Annotated in this window: 18 protein-coding genes; 11 read left to right on the top strand and 7 right to left on the bottom strand. The window is 41.6% G+C overall.

The window, feature by feature from the left end; translation table 11 throughout:
- The 4 genes from JWR23_RS10755 to JWR23_RS10740 form a co-directional block, all read left to right on the top strand.
- Positions 1 to 1,017: efflux RND transporter permease subunit (locus JWR23_RS10755; protein WP_299515992.1), on the top strand; the 1,017-nt coding region annotated here is incomplete at its 5' end.
- A 167-nt stretch (positions 1,018 to 1,184) separates the two neighbouring features.
- Positions 1,185 to 2,504 (top strand): TolC family protein, encoded by a 1,320-nt coding sequence (locus tag JWR23_RS10750; protein ID WP_299515990.1) that lies wholly within the window; start codon positions 1,185 to 1,187, stop codon positions 2,502 to 2,504.
- A gap of 30 nt (positions 2,505 to 2,534) precedes the next feature.
- Entirely contained in the window at positions 2,535 to 2,915 is a 381-nt protein-coding gene (locus JWR23_RS10745; protein WP_299515988.1) for a response regulator, read from the top strand.
- Positions 2,912 to 3,766 carry an N-acetylglucosamine kinase gene (locus JWR23_RS10740; protein ID WP_299515986.1) on the top strand — a complete coding sequence of 285 codons (855 nt, stop codon included), beginning with the start codon at positions 2,912 to 2,914 and terminating at the stop codon, positions 3,764 to 3,766. Before JWR23_RS10745 ends, JWR23_RS10740 begins: the two co-directional genes overlap by 4 nt.
- Before the next feature lie 80 nt (positions 3,767 to 3,846).
- On the opposite strand, the gene JWR23_RS10735 is transcribed toward JWR23_RS10740, so the two are convergent.
- The 3 genes from JWR23_RS10735 to rsmI form a co-directional block, all read right to left on the bottom strand.
- On the bottom strand, positions 3,847 to 4,134 hold the full coding sequence (locus JWR23_RS10735; protein WP_299515984.1) for a GIY-YIG nuclease family protein: 288 nt from the start codon (positions 4,132 to 4,134) through the stop codon (positions 3,847 to 3,849).
- Between the two features lie 12 nt (positions 4,135 to 4,146).
- Positions 4,147 to 5,793 (bottom strand): apolipoprotein N-acyltransferase, encoded by a 1,647-nt coding sequence (gene lnt / locus JWR23_RS10730; RefSeq protein ID WP_299515982.1) that lies wholly within the window; start codon positions 5,791 to 5,793, stop codon positions 4,147 to 4,149.
- Between the two features lie 108 nt (positions 5,794 to 5,901).
- Complete coding sequence (rsmI, locus tag JWR23_RS10725) at positions 5,902 to 6,582, bottom strand: 16S rRNA (cytidine(1402)-2'-O)-methyltransferase (protein ID WP_299515980.1); 681 nt, start codon at positions 6,580 to 6,582, stop codon at positions 5,902 to 5,904.
- A gap of 129 nt (positions 6,583 to 6,711) precedes the next feature.
- Between rsmI and serS the strand changes: the two genes are divergently transcribed.
- The gene (gene serS, locus JWR23_RS10720; RefSeq protein ID WP_299515978.1) at positions 6,712 to 7,983 is read left to right on the top strand and encodes a serine--tRNA ligase; all 1,272 of its coding nucleotides are present in this window, start codon (positions 6,712 to 6,714) and stop codon (positions 7,981 to 7,983) included.
- Here serS and JWR23_RS10715 read toward each other — a convergent pair.
- On the bottom strand, positions 7,980 to 8,384 hold the full coding sequence (locus JWR23_RS10715) for a hypothetical protein (protein WP_299515976.1): 405 nt from the start codon (positions 8,382 to 8,384) through the stop codon (positions 7,980 to 7,982). The genes serS and JWR23_RS10715 overlap by 4 nt on opposite strands.
- A gap of 126 nt (positions 8,385 to 8,510) precedes the next feature.
- Here JWR23_RS10715 and JWR23_RS10710 point away from each other — a divergent pair, with 126 nt between their 5' ends.
- The 6 genes from JWR23_RS10710 to JWR23_RS10685 all read left to right on the top strand — a co-directional run bounded on the left by JWR23_RS10710 (position 8,511) and on the right by JWR23_RS10685 (position 12,906).
- A complete protein-coding gene (locus JWR23_RS10710) occupies positions 8,511 to 8,846 on the top strand; it encodes a tRNA-binding protein (RefSeq protein WP_299515995.1) in 336 nt (111 codons plus the stop codon).
- Between the two features lies 1 nt (position 8,847).
- Positions 8,848 to 9,216 (top strand): SdpI family protein, encoded by a 369-nt coding sequence (locus JWR23_RS10705; protein WP_299515974.1) that lies wholly within the window; start codon positions 8,848 to 8,850, stop codon positions 9,214 to 9,216.
- A 5-nt stretch (positions 9,217 to 9,221) separates the two neighbouring features.
- Positions 9,222 to 9,689 (top strand): nucleoside deaminase, encoded by a 468-nt coding sequence (locus JWR23_RS10700; protein WP_299515972.1) that lies wholly within the window; start codon positions 9,222 to 9,224, stop codon positions 9,687 to 9,689.
- A 470-nt stretch (positions 9,690 to 10,159) separates the two neighbouring features.
- Complete coding sequence (locus JWR23_RS10695; RefSeq protein ID WP_299515970.1) at positions 10,160 to 10,771, top strand: superoxide dismutase; 612 nt, start codon at positions 10,160 to 10,162, stop codon at positions 10,769 to 10,771.
- A 121-nt stretch (positions 10,772 to 10,892) separates the two neighbouring features.
- Positions 10,893 to 11,888, top strand: a complete 996-nt coding sequence (locus tag JWR23_RS10690) for a zinc-binding dehydrogenase (RefSeq protein ID WP_299515968.1) — start codon at positions 10,893 to 10,895, stop codon at positions 11,886 to 11,888.
- Between the two features lie 4 nt (positions 11,889 to 11,892).
- Positions 11,893 to 12,906: a ferredoxin--NADP reductase gene (locus tag JWR23_RS10685; RefSeq protein ID WP_299515966.1), complete on the top strand. Its 1,014-nt coding sequence runs from the start codon at positions 11,893 to 11,895 to the stop codon at positions 12,904 to 12,906.
- A 3-nt stretch (positions 12,907 to 12,909) separates the two neighbouring features.
- On the opposite strand, the gene JWR23_RS10680 is transcribed toward JWR23_RS10685, so the two are convergent.
- From JWR23_RS10680 to JWR23_RS10670, 3 genes are all read right to left on the bottom strand, one after another.
- Entirely contained in the window at positions 12,910 to 13,347 is a 438-nt protein-coding gene (locus JWR23_RS10680) for a hypothetical protein (RefSeq protein ID WP_299515964.1), read from the bottom strand.
- A 180-nt stretch (positions 13,348 to 13,527) separates the two neighbouring features.
- On the bottom strand, positions 13,528 to 14,061 hold the full coding sequence (locus tag JWR23_RS10675) for a YfiT family bacillithiol transferase (RefSeq protein WP_299515962.1): 534 nt from the start codon (positions 14,059 to 14,061) through the stop codon (positions 13,528 to 13,530).
- 17 nt (positions 14,062 to 14,078) lie between these two features.
- On the bottom strand, positions 14,079 to 15,755 hold the full coding sequence (locus JWR23_RS10670; RefSeq protein WP_299515960.1) for an amidase: 1,677 nt from the start codon (positions 15,753 to 15,755) through the stop codon (positions 14,079 to 14,081).
- Positions 15,756 to 15,802: the final 47 nt, after the last annotated feature.

Below are 15,802 nucleotides of genomic sequence, written 5' to 3'. Positions count from 1 at the left end.
TTAAAATTTACTAAACCAGAGTTAAGAGTAATTACCGATAGGGACAGGGCACGTGATATGGGGGTATCGGTATCAGATATTGCGCAGGCGCTGCAATTGTATTATAGCGCCGGGCGTTTAGCATATTTCCTTATTAACGGTAAACAATACCAGGTAATTGCACAGGCCGACAGGGCCAACCGCGATCAGCCGCTTGACCTGAAAGCTATATATGTGCGTAATGCCAAGGGTACCTTAGTACAATTAGATAACGTTGTACATATCAGCGAAGATGCTACGCCGCCGGCTATATATCACTTTAACAGGTATAAATCTGCAACTATACAGGCAGGCTTATCACCGGGCCATACGGTAGGTGATGGTATTACCGAGATGAACCGTATAGCCAAGAGCATGCTTGACGATACATTTAGTACAGCGCTTAGCGGCCCATCGCGTGATTATGCCGAAAGCTCATCGAACATTTTGTTTGCCTTTGCCTTTGCATTACTATTAATATACCTGGTACTGGCTGCACAGTTTGAAAGCTTTTTAGACCCTATCATCGTAATGCTTACCGTACCGCTGGCTATTGCGGGCGCGTTTTTATCATTATGGCTGTTTGATCAAACGCTTAATATATTTAGCGAGATAGGTATAATAACACTTGTGGGGTTGGTAACCAAAAACGGTATATTGATTGTTGAGTTTGCCAATCAACGCATGGAACATGGCCTGGCCAAATATGATGCGGTGGTTGAAGCGGCAACTTCGCGCCTGCGCCCAATTTTGATGACAAGTTTGGCCGTAGTATTGGGTTCTGTACCAATTGCATTTGCATTAGGTGCAGGTGCAAAAAGCCGGGTATCATTAGGTATAGTTATTATAGGCGGTATGTTGTTTTCGTTGGTATTAACTTTATATATTATACCAATGATGTATATGCTTATTGCATCAAATGAACGCCATGACCCGGATGAAGTGCAACCCGGTGATGTTGATAAAGGCAGCAGAAAAAAAATAAAACTGATTGAATAGAAGGACTAATAAAAGATGAATGTCATTTCGACGAGGTACGAGGGCAATTTCTTATACACCATGTAAAGTAGTATAAGATTTTTTTGCTGTCGCTCAAGAGACAGTTCTCTCTATCGTTACCCATGACATATTATAATTGATTTAATACCACTGGAAAATAAAAACAGATGAAACTTAAAAGATTAGCCTGCTTCATTTTTTGCTGTATAGCGTTCACTGCTACTGTTAAAGCACAGAGTGCGCCGTTATTATCTTTAAAAGATGCCGTTGAAATAGCGTTAAAGAATAATTATAACATTAAACTGGCGCAAAACTATAACACCATATCGCAAAATAATAACACTATAGGTAATGCAGGGTTTTTACCCGTAGTTACCGGCGACCTAACCCAAAATAACAGTATACAAACTATACAGCAAACGCGGAGTGACGGTACTGTAAACAATATCCCAAGTGCTAAAAACAGCAATTTAAGTTACGGGCCAAGTCTTAACTGGACCATTTTTAACGGCTTTGCCATGTTTGCAAATCTTGATCAGCTTAGACAGATAAAACAATTAAGTGATGTAAGCCTGCGGGATACAATTATAAGTACCACTGCCAATGTAATATTAACTTATTATGACCTTATTAACCAATACGAGCAAATAAGGGCGCAAAATGGAGCCATTGAAATATCACATACTCAACTGCGTTATGCTAACGATAAATTTAGCGTGGGCCGCGCCTCGCGTTTGGATGTGCTGAATGCTCAGGTTAACCTTAATACAGATACAGCAACCTTATTAACGCAGGTACAGCAGTTTAAAGCATCAAAAATAAGATTGAATCAATTGCTGGTTCGCGATCTGCAAACCGATTTTTCTGTAACAGATACTATTGTAGTTGATGAAAAACTGGTTTTAGGCGATATAATTAATAACGCGCAATCACAAAACCCGGCAATCCTGTCATCAGAAATTTATAAACGTATAGCCGAGATTAACCTTAAGCAAGTACAGGCTATACGCTACCCAACGGTAGGGTTATTGGGCGGCTATACGTGGACCAATAGTAAAACGCCGGCAGGTTTTACCAAGCAGCAAAACGCGCATGGATTAAACTATGGTTTAACCGCGTCTATCAATATATTTGATGGTTTTAACCAATCGCGCAGAGAACATAACGCTAAGATACAAATAGATAATGCGGCTATTGATATTAAACAAACCCGTTTAAATGTTGATGCGCAAATAAATAATTTATACGTAACTTACCTGTCTGGATTAGACCTGGTGAAGCTGGGACAGTCAAATGTATCAATAGCTAAACGCAACCTTGATATATCATTAGATAAGTATAAAATAGGTACTATTACACCATTAGAAATACGCGAAGCACAAAGAAATTACCTACAGGCGCAATCAACTTTTTTTGCTGCGCAATACCAGGCAAAAGTAGCCGAAGTAACATTAAAGCAAATTACTAACAACATTAATATCCAATAATCAAATATTTGGTTATTTTTGGGATATAAAATGGCTGAATCTTACAATACTTGTTTGCTGATTGATGACAATTACATAGATAATTTTGTCACCAGCAAGCTATTGGCCAATAGTAACTTCGCCCAAAATATAGTTGTTAGGCAATCACCTGCCGAGGCTATTGATTCCCTGCGCGACGGCAGCGTTAAACCCGATGTTATTTTCCTGGACCTGCGCATGCCGGTAATGAACGGCTTTGAGTTTTTGCAGGAGTTTGATAAGCTTGATATTGATAAGAATAAGATTAAAGTATTTATGCTGTCATCATCGCTTGATCCGATAGATATAAAGAAATCATTTGATAACAAATACATCACCCAGTTTATTCATAAACCTCTTACCAAAAAAATACTCGACGAATTGGCTCCATGATCTTAATTGCGGATAGCGGATCATCAAAAACAGATTGGTTGCTTAAGCAACCCGGGCATGATGCAAGGGAATTTAGAACCCCCGGTCTTAACCCCTATTTTTTAACGGAAAAAGAGATAGTAAAAATACTGCAGGATCAGGCGCCAGAAATGATGGCCTTTAATGCAGATATTAAAGAAATATACTTTTTTGGCGCCGGCTGCTCCAGTCCGGACAGGCATGAGATACTATCAAACGCGCTGAGCCAGTTATTTACCAAAGCTTACATAAGTGTTGACAGTGATCTGTTAGGTTCGGCCTACGCAACCTGTGGGCATGATAAAGGGTTGTGTTGTGTATTAGGCACCGGCTCTAACATATCTTTTTTTGATGGAGAAGAAATTCACTCGGGCAAACATGGCCTGGGTTATATTTTGGGCGATGAAGGCTCAGGCACCTGGTTTGGCAAAGCCCTTATAACCGATTTTTTATACGGCATGATGCCCGATGAGGTAAATACCATATTTAACAATACTTATCAGCTAACCAAAGAAGAGGTTATTCAAAACGTTTATCAAAGACCTGGCGCAAACGCCTACCTGGCATCGTTCGCGCGGTTTTTAAATGTTATCCGCAGAAACGAATACGGGCAATTGCTCATTAAAAGAGGGTTACAGGAGTTTATAGACACCAATATTAGATCATATCCCGAGTACAATAAATATAAATGCCATTTTGTAGGCTCCATAGCCTATGTTTTCGCTACCGAGCTTACTGCCCTTTGCAAAGCCCAGAACATCAATATTGGCAAGGTTATTAAGCAACCCATACATGATCTGCTGGCATTTATTTTGAGCAGGGAAGAAGGGTAGTAAGTAACCCTATCCCGTGTCATTTCGAAACGAGGTACGAGTGAGAAATCTTATACACTTCGCAAATCATTCGCTCACATCTATTTTAAAAACCTCCAATTGGGATTGAAAGAATCAATTAATGCATCTTTCTTTTCGCGACGGAGTTTTTTTAGTTGTTTTTCTCTTTCTATAGCGAAGACGATATGAGTAAAATGCTCGAAATAGACAAGATTATAGCAGTAATATTTCCCTGCAAATGTTTTAGGATTTCCTTTGTTCTCGGTATGCTCAAATAGCCGCCTGCTTAAATCGTTTGTGACGCCTATATACAAAACGGTCATTTCAGGGTTGGTTGTGATATAAACATAGAAATTATAGTTCCACATCCTATCGCACGTTTAAGATTTCTCACTCGTACCTCGTTTCGAAATGACAGGGCGGTTATAACGCACCCTAACCAATAAAAACAAAGCCAGTAAAATAGCCAGTAAGCTTGCCGTTTTAGGCAAATAATCGCCATGCTTTACATAAAAGGTAAGATCAGAGTTTAGGTTGATATTCTGTTTTAGCGCGGCTTTAACCCACCATTTGGTTTGCTGCACAATATCACCGCGCTGGTTAATAAAAGCACTAATACCCGTATTAGCCGACCGGCATATCCAGCGACGGGTCTCAATGGCGCGTAGCTTGGCATAATCCAGGTGTTGGTCCTTGCCCGATGTGTTTTCCCACCAGCCGTCGTTTGTAATAATAGCAATAAATTGTGCTCCGTTAAGTACCGACTGTGCAACCCACTCGCCCCAGATAGACTCATAACAAATAACCGGCGCTGCCCCTATACCGCTTTGCGCGTATAGTTCGCTTGGCTGTTGCTGCCCGGCATAGCTTCCGGTTGCACCGCCCAAATGATCAAATACTGGTTTTAAAAATGATAAGGCATCACCAAACGGCAACGACTCTACACCCGGCACCAGTTTAGATTTATGGTAAAAATGCACCTCGGCCGAATTTTCAATACTAACCGCCGTATTATACCGGTCAAAAAACTGCTTGCTATCATAATAAGGAGTGGCGGTTTGGGTTTGGCGGGTGTTAAATATTTTATAGGTTTCGGCACCGGTTATAATGGTGCCGTTTTTGTATTTATTTAAAAAATGCTGCGCCTGTGTAAAGTAGCTGTTGGTACGAATATGAGCCTCGTCAACCGGGTCGGGAATAGCGGTTTCGGGCCATATAAAAAACTCAGTATTAACCTGCCCCAATGAATCGGATAAGCGCGTGAGCGTCGCAACCTGTTCATAAGGAGGTATCCCGCCGCTTTTAGCATAGGGATCAATATTAGGCTGCGCTACAACTATATTTGATGGATTGGGCTGCTCCCGGTAAGAATAATATCTATATAAAGAAAAACTCAATGGCAATATCAATACTGCAATAAATGCAATAAGTAATTTCTGCCGTACCGGTTTGATTTGCGCTTCGCGGAACCCAATATAAATTAAGAAGATTAGGATATTAATGGCCCATATCCAGATTGTGCCGCCATAAACACCGGTGTACTCATACCATTGCACCCATTGGTGCGCTACGGCAAACCCATTACCCAAAGTCATCCACGGGAAGCTAAGGTCCCAGGTTTGGTGCAGGTACTCGTAGGCTATCCAAAAGCAAACCAATCCTGCTAAGCCCCAACAACGGTTAGTGGCTAACCTTAAACGGTAATATAACCAACACGCGGTGGCCATCAGCAATGGTCCTAACGTATAGGGTATAAGAGAGATGGGGATAGCTATTAACGGTCCTACTATCTTCAAAGAGTTATATACCCAATAAATGCTTAGCGTGTTCCAGATAAAAAATCCCAGGAAAGCGGTGTTGAATATTCGCCTCCCTTTTTTGGTTGATGTGGAGTTGATGATGTTTTCTATCGCTATCAACATCGGCACCAGGCCAAAAAATAAAAACACGGTAGTATAATGCATGGGCGGCCACGCTAACCACAATAACAAGCCGGAGAATATAGATAGAAGGATATTTTTTTTCATATAAATTATTAATTTGTCATTGCGAGGAGGAACGACGAAGCAATCGCAAGGATGTAATTCGGTTAAGCAAGGTTCGCGATTGCCACGCTACGCTCGCAATGACATAGTTTAACTTTTCCCTGCAACACAAATCACAAATTCACCTTTTACGGGATGGGTTTCAAAATAGGTTTTAACTTCAGCAACTGTGCCGCGTACTGTTTCTTCGAACATCTTGGTCAATTCGCGCGATACGGATATTTGCCTGTCTGCCCCAAAATAAGTAGCCATTTCATCAAGTGTTTTTAACAAACGGTGCGGCGATTCGTAAAGTATAATGGTACGCTCCTCGTCCGCTAAAAATTTATAGCGGGTTTGGCGGCCCTTTTTTAAAGGTAAAAATCCCTCAAAACAAAACTTATCTGTAGGGAAACCCGAGTTAACCAACGCGGGCACAAAGGCCGTAGCGCCGGGCAGGCATTCTACCGCTATATTATACTTCAAAGCCTCGCGCACCAGGTAAAAACCCGGATCGGATATGGCAGGTGTACCCGCGTCGGATATTAAAGCAATGTTCTTGCCCTCCAGTAAAAACTTAACGATCTCGTTAGACGACTGATGCTCATTATGCTGGTGATGCGAAAAAACTTTCTGATGAATATCAAAATGCTTCAGCATAGGTGCCGAAGTACGGGTATCTTCAGCCAATATCAGGTCGGCCTCTTTTAATACACGTATTGCTCTGAAGGTCATATCCTCCAGGTTGCCTATTGGGGTGGGTACAAGGTATAGTTTGCCGGTTTGGTTCATGGGTTGTGATGTTGTCCATACTCCATGGACGATAGACCATAGCAATATGAATTTACTAAACTCAAATAACTATGGACCATAGACTATGGACTATCGACTTATTTATATCTTTGCCTAAAAATAATATCAATGCTGCAAGTTAGTTATATCCGCGATAACAGGGAACAGGTTTTAGAACGTTTAGCTGTAAAAAATTTTAAACAGGCTAATTTGGTCGATGAAGTTATCCAATTGGATGATGCTCGTCGCCAAACCCAGGCTAAATTGGATAATACGTCCGCAGAAGCAAACTCGGCAGCAAAACAAATAGGTGAGTTAATGCGCAACAGCAAAAAAGAGGAAGCCGAAGCCATTAAAGCCAAAACCGGCGTTTGGAAAGAAGACATAAAAAAATACAGCGAAGAACTGGCTGTAATTGAAGAGGAGCTATATCAAAAACTGGTATTACTACCCAACCTGCCACATTCATCAGTACCAAAGGGGTTAACTCCTGAGGACAATGAAGTGGTACTCGAAAACGGGGCAGTTCCTGAATTGCCCGCTAACGCTTTACCACATTGGGAGCTGGCTGCTAAATATAAGCTGATTGATTTTGAGCTGGGCGTTAAAATAACCGGCGCCGGCTTTCCTGTTTACACAAATAAAGGTGCCAAACTACAACGCGCGCTTATTAATTTTTTTATTGATGAGGCCGAAAAAGCAGGCTATAAAGAAGTAAGCGTACCATTAATGGTTAACGAAGCATCAGGCTTTGGCACAGGCCAGCTGCCGGATAAGGAAGGGCAGATGTATTTTGTTAATGAGGATAGCTTATACCTTATTCCTACTGCCGAAGTACCTATTACCAACCTATATCGCGATGTAATATTAAAGGCGGATGAGCTGCCTGTTAAAAATTGCGGGCATACACCTTGTTTCCGTCGCGAGGCAGGGTCATACGGCGCACATGTGCGTGGCTTGAACCGTTTGCACCAGTTTGATAAGGTAGAGATTGTACAGGTAGTAAATCCCGAAACATCATACGATGTTTTAGAGCAAATGAGCGCGCATGTACAAAGCCTGTTGCAAAAATTGGGTTTGCCTTACCGCGTACTTCGTCTTTGTGGTGGTGATATGGGTTTTGGCTCGGCCCTTACTTATGATATGGAAACCTGGAGCGCTGCGCAACAACGCTGGCTGGAGGTATCATCGGTATCAAACTTCGAAACTTTTCAGAGTAACCGTTTAAAGCTGCGTTTTCGTAACGCAGAGGGGAAAACTCAACTGGCACATACGCTTAATGGCAGTGCTTTGGCTTTACCGCGTATAGTGGCAACGTTATTAGAAAACAATCAAACAGACAAAGGCATTAAAATACCTGAAGTATTAGTGCCCTATACCAAATTTGAGTGGATAGATTAGTTATAACTTGCTTCGGCAAGCTTAGTAGTAGAAACAGTTTCGAATATGGTGCTTAACATTTTAACAGTAGCACTTACTTTCGGCTGCTTATCTTCAGCGTAAATAAATTCCTGTACACCTAATGCTCTTAACAAGCCATCTACTTTGGTGTGCGAACTGGTTTTATAGCAATATATCTTTAAATTGTTGTAAAACGGATTGGACCGGATACGGCGCAATATTTTTTCAACTTCGTTACCCATATAATTATAATCAAGCACAATACCGCATGGTTGTAATTCATGTATAGCCGGAAAAATTCGGTTAAGATTGGTAACACGGACGATGTTTCTTTTAACAGGAATGCTAATACTGGTTGCGGCTTCGGCTACTACAAGTAAAGGTTTAGGTTTAATTTGCATCTTCAGAATATTGTAACAAAACTATTATACGACACTAAGAATCAATTTGTTTCCATTTGATTTAAAAATTATCAGGCAGCCTGTATTTTAAATAAATTATCTTTGTTTGAATCAATGGAAAACACTTTGGAAACCATAACCTGGAACGATTTTGAAAAAGTAGAGCTACGTGTAGGGACTATCCTGGAAGCCGAAGATTTTCCCGGCGCACGCAAGCCGGCTTATAAGATCAGGGTTGATTTTGGCGAATTTGGTATAAAATGGTCAAGCGCGCAGATCACAAAGCATTATACTAAAGACGAACTTATCGGCAGACAAATTGTGGGTGTAATAAATTTCCCGAAAAAGCAGATAGCTAATTTCATGTCGGAGTTTCTGGTAACCGGCTTTGCCGATGAGAATGGCGATATTGTATTAACCGCAATTGATAAACAAGTGCCTAACGGCAGTAAATTGATATAGAATGAAATTTGATGAACTGATAGCCGGACCCCAAATGATAGGACTCATTTGGCTGATAGTAGGATGGGTTATGATCAAATATCCGTCTAAAGATATAAATAATGGGTACGGCTATCGTACCAATGCATCAATGAAAAACCAGCAGACCTGGGATGAGGCTAACCGCTTTTCGGCGAGATTGATGGTAAAACATGGAGCGGTATTAGTGTTAACAGGTCTGGTGGTGGGTATAGCTTATCAAAACAGTATTATCCCCAAAAGTATAGAAAATGGGCTAAGGCCCCTGTTAATGATAGGTCCGATTATACTATCGGCTATCCTATTAATTGTAACTACCGAGAAACATTTAAAAAGAACATTTTCCCAATAAGCAGAATGAGATACGTTACTTTCGGTGATGAACCCGCTTTATCGCCTGATGATTTTTTTATGAACGAGGCGATAAAAGAAGCAAAGCTTGCTTTGGCGGAAGATGAAATACCCATTGGTGCCATTGTTACCTGCCAGGGAAAAATTATTGGCCGCGGTCATAATTTAACCGAGCGGCTTAATGATGTATCTGCCCATGCAGAAATGCAGGCGCTAACCGCGGCTGCCAATTTTATGGGTGGTAAATATTTAAAAGACTGTACACTATATGTAACCCTGGAACCCTGCGTAATGTGTGCCGGTGCATCCTACTGGTTCCAGGTAGGGAAAATAGTTTTTGGCGCTTATGATACCCGGCTGGGTTTTGGCCGCATCAATCAAAAAATAACCCATCCTAAAACAATTATAACTGGTGGTATAAGAGAAAATGAATGTGCGGAACTGGTGAGAATTTTTTTTAAAAGTAAACGATAAATTTACAAACCCTCTTTACGGCTTGCCGAAGAGAGGGTGGTCCAGCGAAGCGTGGACCGGGTGAGTCGACGCGTTAAGGATTGCAGCGGATACTGGTCAATGTCCATTAAGTTAAGGGCGATCATTTTAAAAAATGCGCCGTAGGTGCAAAACGTCGGTAGGAAAACGTGATATAAATCATTTAGCGTGCCGTCAGGTACGCAACAATCGGCAAAGTTTCGTACCTGACGGCACGGTATTTCTTTGTATTTATTCTGCTACCGACCTTGAACCCCGATGGGGCTCTCTTAACTTAATGACATTGGTATACCGGCCTGTGATTAATAGCCCGTGAAGTATGAATGGAAAGCCTGACCTGTAGGGAACGCCACTCTAAAAGAAAGAATATAAATTGACATTCATTTAGAACAAAAACCATATTCACGCATTATATTTGTTGCACAATCTTTAAACTTTTTAAATATAAAATTATGGCATTTACACTACCGGCGTTATCCTATGCTACTGATGCATTAGAACCGCACATTGATAAACTAACCATGGAAATTCACCATGGTAAGCACCACCAGGCTTATGTTACTAACCTAAATAAAGCGCTGGAAGGTAAACCTGAGGCTGATCACAGCATTGATGATATTATTAAAAACATTTCTAAATTTCCGGCGGCTGTACGTAATAACGGTGGTGGTCATTATAACCACACCATGTTTTGGACCTTGCTTTCTCCAAGCGGAGGCGGTGAGCCAACAGGTGCTTTGGCCGATGCTATAAAAAGTACTTTCGGTTCGTTTGCCGAATTTAAAACTAAAGTGTCTGACGCGGGCGCTACCCGTTTTGGATCTGGCTGGGCGTGGTTAATTGTTACTGCCGATAAGAAACTTGCAATAACATCAACCCCAAATCAAGACAATCCATTAATGGATATTGCCGAAGTAAAAGGCACACCAATTTTAGGTATTGATGTTTGGGAGCATGCCTATTACTTAAAATATCAAAACCGTCGCCCTGATTATTTAGCGGCTATATGGAACGTGATTAACTGGAACCACGTTGCCGAGTTATATGCAAAAGCAATAGCTTAAGCAGATAAACTAATTTAAAAAGGCAGCAATCAATATGCTGCCTTTTTTTGTTTAAAATAACATACCCTCGCGTCATTGCCACGCTATCGCTTACAGCAATGACAGTTTTATTAAATTTTTTATGAAAGCCAACGTCCTTGAAGCACCCGATAAGCCATTAGTATGGAAAGAGGTTGAAAAGCCAATCCTCGCCCCCGGCGAAGTTTTAATAAAAATAAAAGCCGCTGCATTAAACCGCCGCGATTACTGGATAACTATAGGCAAATACGCGGGGTTAAAATATCCAGCCATATTAGGTTCAGACGGTGCAGGTGTTGTTACCGAAATAGGTGAGGGCGTTGAATCAACTTGGTTGAATAAAGAAGTAATAATTAACCCTGCTAATAATTGGGGTGAACATGAAGAATTCCAATCAGCAAATTTCAAAATATTGGGACTGCCGGATGATGGCACCTTTGCAGAATATGTTAAAACCCGTGCAGAATACCTGTATAATAAACCCACTTATTTAAGCTGGGAACAGGCAGCAGCGACCCCGCTGTCCGGTTTAACCGCTTACCGTGCGTTATTCACTAAAGCCAAAGCCAAAAAAGGCGATACTGTATTGATAAGTGGGGTAGGTGGCGGCACAGGTGCCTTTGCCTTACAATTGGCGGTTGCCGCGGGCTGCAGGGTGTTTGTAACGTCGGGCAAGGGCGAAAAGATTGAAATGGCGCGGCAATTGGGTGCTTTGGCAGGCGTAAACTATAAGGCGCAGGATTGGGCCGAAGAATTAAAGCATTTAGCCGGGGGCTTTGATGTTATTATAGACAGCGCGCTTGGCGAGGGCTTTGCTAAATTCCCCGACCTGTGTAATCCCGGTGCCCGTATTGTGTTTTTTGGTGGTACCGCAGGCGACTTGCCCGCTATTAACGGCCGCAAAATATTCTGGAAGCAATTGCAGTTGTTGGGTACCACAATGGGCACACCGACAGATTTTAAGAATATGCTTGATTTTATGACCCAACATCAAATAGTTCCGGTAATTGATGAAGTGTTCTCGTTAGCAGATGCGGGAAAAGCGGTTGAAAAAATGGACAAGTCATTGCAATTCGGTAAAATTGTATTGAGGGCCTGATAGTATGCTCCAGTTAAGGGTTGAGGTTATAAAATGGGAAACTGCAGATACAGCTACGTTTTATTTTGCTGAGGTATCGGGCAAAAAAATTACCTATACAGCCGGGCAATTTATTACGCTGGTATTTATGCACCATGAGGAAGAGATCCGAAGGTCGTACTCGTTAAGCTCATCGCCCGATGAAAAGTTATTGGCCATAACCGTAAAGCGCATTGCTAACGGCGAGATATCACGTTTCCTGTTAACAAAGATAAAGCAAGGCGATATTATAAACGCCGTTGAACCCGCGGGCCGGTTTACCATTAAAAATTTTAAGGCGCCTAAAGATATTCTGCTGTTTGCGGCAGGCAGCGGGATAGTGCCGGTATTTTCGCAATTAAAATATATGTTTAATCGCTCCGGCGAAAGCCGCGTTACCCTGATTTATAGCAGTCAGGATAATGCTTCTGTTTTATTTAAAACAGAACTGGATGAGTTGCAGGTTAAACATCCCGACAGGCTAAAAATAATTTACCTGTTGAGCAACGAGGGCAACCGGCTCAATAATATTAGTGTTGAGCAACTGGTAAAGCAAAATATATATTATAACCTTGCTAACGCGGAGTTTTATCTGTGCGGGCCGTTTACCTATATGCGCATGGTACGGCTAACGCTTTTATATATGGGGTTAGAGAGCAGCCAGATACGCAAAGAAAACTTTGTACTGCAAACGGTTGCAGTTAGCAGCAGCGCTGTTAATTATCCGCCCCAAAATATCCGCATCCTGTTTAATAATGAGATGCATGACCTGGTTGTTGGCGAAAATCAATCTATTCTGCAAGCCGCTTTGCAAAACAACATTAAGCTGCCTTATAGCTGTAGGGCAGGTGTTTGTTCGGCATGTACGGCCACCTGCACCAGTGGCAAAATAGAAATGGCCGTTAACGATGTACTAACCGATATTGATCTTGCTCATGGCCTGGTACTTACCTGCACCGGCCACCCGGTTAGCGATGATGTGGTGATAACGTTTATCTGAATTTTATACTGCTGTTTCAAGATCAGCTTTCTTTCGCTTCAACTCTATATAATTTACTATCATTCGGCTGCAAGTAAGCATAAAGAACCCGATAAATGTTTTTAGCAAATAGAACACTATATACTTTGATATGGGGCTATCTGTAAACTTCTTATATACAAGCGTGTTAGATTGCTGAAAATAGGCTAATAGCTGCTGACAAAATAAAGGAAAGCTATCGGCTATCAATAAGCCGCCGATTACCATTACAACTATTTTTAAGATTGTTGAGCGATGGATATTAAACTCGAAGCGCTCGTCATTATAGCCTTTGTCTAATTGCAGTTTATCAATTATCCAATCCGTTTTGAAAATGCATAAACCAAGAATAGTTATGTATACAATAACTATTGTTATATAATAAGCACCTTCAATAAATAAAAAAGTGTTACTACCCGACATATTAGCCTGGGTAGTGAAAACATATAAATGCCTAAAAATTGAGGTATGGCAATTAATGATTGTAAAATAATATAGATACCCAATAACTTTATCAGGATGGTCCAGAAGGAGCGTGGTGTCATAGGTTTGACTTAGGTTTATAAATCAAAGCTATTATTTTATTTAAACAATTCCGGTTTATTAAAATCTCTTTATAGTCTCCGTTATATGCGCCAAATGATGTTTGCCATGCCACGCATATATACCCAAATTTCTTTTTAAAGTGACGTTAGCACCTGTTTCCGGGTGCACAAAATACTTGTCCCATTGTTCTTCGCTAAAGCTTTCAAATAAGGCTACCAGGTGTTGGTGTATGCCTTCCAGCATTTTTAACGAAGGTTCAACCGGCAGGCGATAGTCGGCCAGCATGGCCCAATCGGTTTGTTCGTAGGCTTTTATTACCGGTTTATCTTCAGTTAGCGCCCATTTAAAACGAATTAACGAGTTCATGTGGCTATCGGCCATGTGATGTACTACTTGCTTCAGCGTCCAGCCTCCGGGGCGGTAGGGGGTATCCAGTTGTGTTTCATTAAGTGTAATTATAACCTGGCGTAGTTTGCCTGGCAGTTCTTTTATATCATTTATCCAGCCACGGATATCTTCGTTGGTGTATGATGCGGGTGGAACAAATTTGCCGATAGGGTATTTTAATTGCTCGTTTGGTGTGGTGCTCATATAGTACTTGATGTTGATTAAAAGATCAAAGTAGGATGTTTTTTATTAAAGTCGGTCGCATCCTGGTAAATTTTTGCAGCCTCTAAAGTTTTGCCCTCGCCAAAAAGCTGGCCCATAAAAGTAATGCTGGCGGGTAAACCTCTTTTATTTAATCCGTTAGGTAATACTACGCAAGGGTTACCGGTTAAATTGGTGAGCCTTAAATTAGTACCCATTGACGGTGCAATATATATATCCAACCCTTTTAGTTTCTCATACCATTGTTGTATGAGCAGGGTGCGGGCACGATTGGCCTGGACATATTCAACCGCCGGAATAAACTGCGCCGAGCGGAATATATTGGGCCATGCATTTTTACCCTGACGGGCCAGCATATCACTTTTGTTGTTCAATACCAATTCCTGGAAAGCGGCGCCGGCTTCGGCATCCAATACCAGCCCTATAGCACTTATAGGCATATCAGGGTAATCAATAGGCACAAGTTGGGCACCCAGCTCCTTTAGTTTTACAAGCGTAAGCGAATCGTTGGTCGCGTTAGCATATTTATTGTCGAAGGCTGCTTTTACATAACCAATTTTCCACCCTTTAAGGTCCTTTACGGTGCCATCATAATTAAACGGAGCGGCAATAGTGCTTAAATCGTTAGGGTCGGTACCCTGTATAGCATTAAAAACAATAGCGGCATCTTCAACATCGCGTGTTATGGGGCCCAGTTTATCCATGCTCCAGCTTAACGCCATTGCGCCATATTTGCTTACACGGCCAAAAGAGGGACGCAAGCCGGTATCGCCACATTCGGTAGACGGGGATACAATAGAACCTAACGTTTCTGAACCAATGGCAAATGGCAGGCAACCCGCGCTAACGGTTGATGCCGGCCCTGCCGATGACCCGCTGGAACCGCGGGTCATGTTCCATGGATTGCGGGTCATTCCGCCAAACCAGGTATCGCCCATGGCTAATTCGCCTAAACTTAATTTGGCTACCAATATTGCTCCTGCATCTTCCAGACGTTTAACTACAGTGGCATCAATATGTAATTCCTGTTCCTTATAAGGCGCGGCGCCAAAGGTGGTTTTTGAATCGGCTGATGATAACAGATCTTTTACCCCGAACGGAATGCCATGCAAAACGCCGCGATATTTGCCCGCTTTTATTTCGGCATCAGCCTGTGCCGCTTGTTTAAGTGCATGCTCTTCGGTATAGCTTACTACAAAAAGTAATTTTGAATTATATTTTTTTAAACGATCTAAAAAGAATTGAGTTAACGCTACCGATGTGATCTGTTTAGTGCGGATCAATTCGCTTAATTGCCTTATAGAGTAAAATGCCAGGTCGTTTTTATCTGCAGGGAATTTTACCCCGCTAACTTTTGATAATTTAAAGCCATTAGTTTTATCCTGTGCGGCAAAACCAATTGGAACGGGGTTGAAATTTAAAGCAGGTACAATACTGTTAGGGAGTTTAAGATTTCGCAATTCCTGGTATTGTTTTGCCTGGTTATCAAGCATTGTCAACATGGAGTCGCTTTGGGCAGGTGTAAACGTTAGCCCGATAATTTTTTGAGCTTCGCCCACTATACCAATAGTTATGGGATTTAATTCTACCTTGTGCCACACAAAAGCACCAAAAACAAAGCTAAATACGAAGGTGGCGCATAGGATTAAATACTTTCGCGCAGAATTTTTTATCATGAGTAAAAGGTTTGCACTAAATTAGCGTTTTGATATGTGTTTATTTA

It is taken from the genome of Mucilaginibacter sp. (genome assembly GCF_028288205.1).
Classification (GTDB): domain Bacteria; phylum Bacteroidota; class Bacteroidia; order Sphingobacteriales; family Sphingobacteriaceae; genus Mucilaginibacter.
The sequence above is the reverse complement of the archived record's forward strand: the minus strand, read 5'-3'. Positions and strand labels throughout refer to the sequence as shown.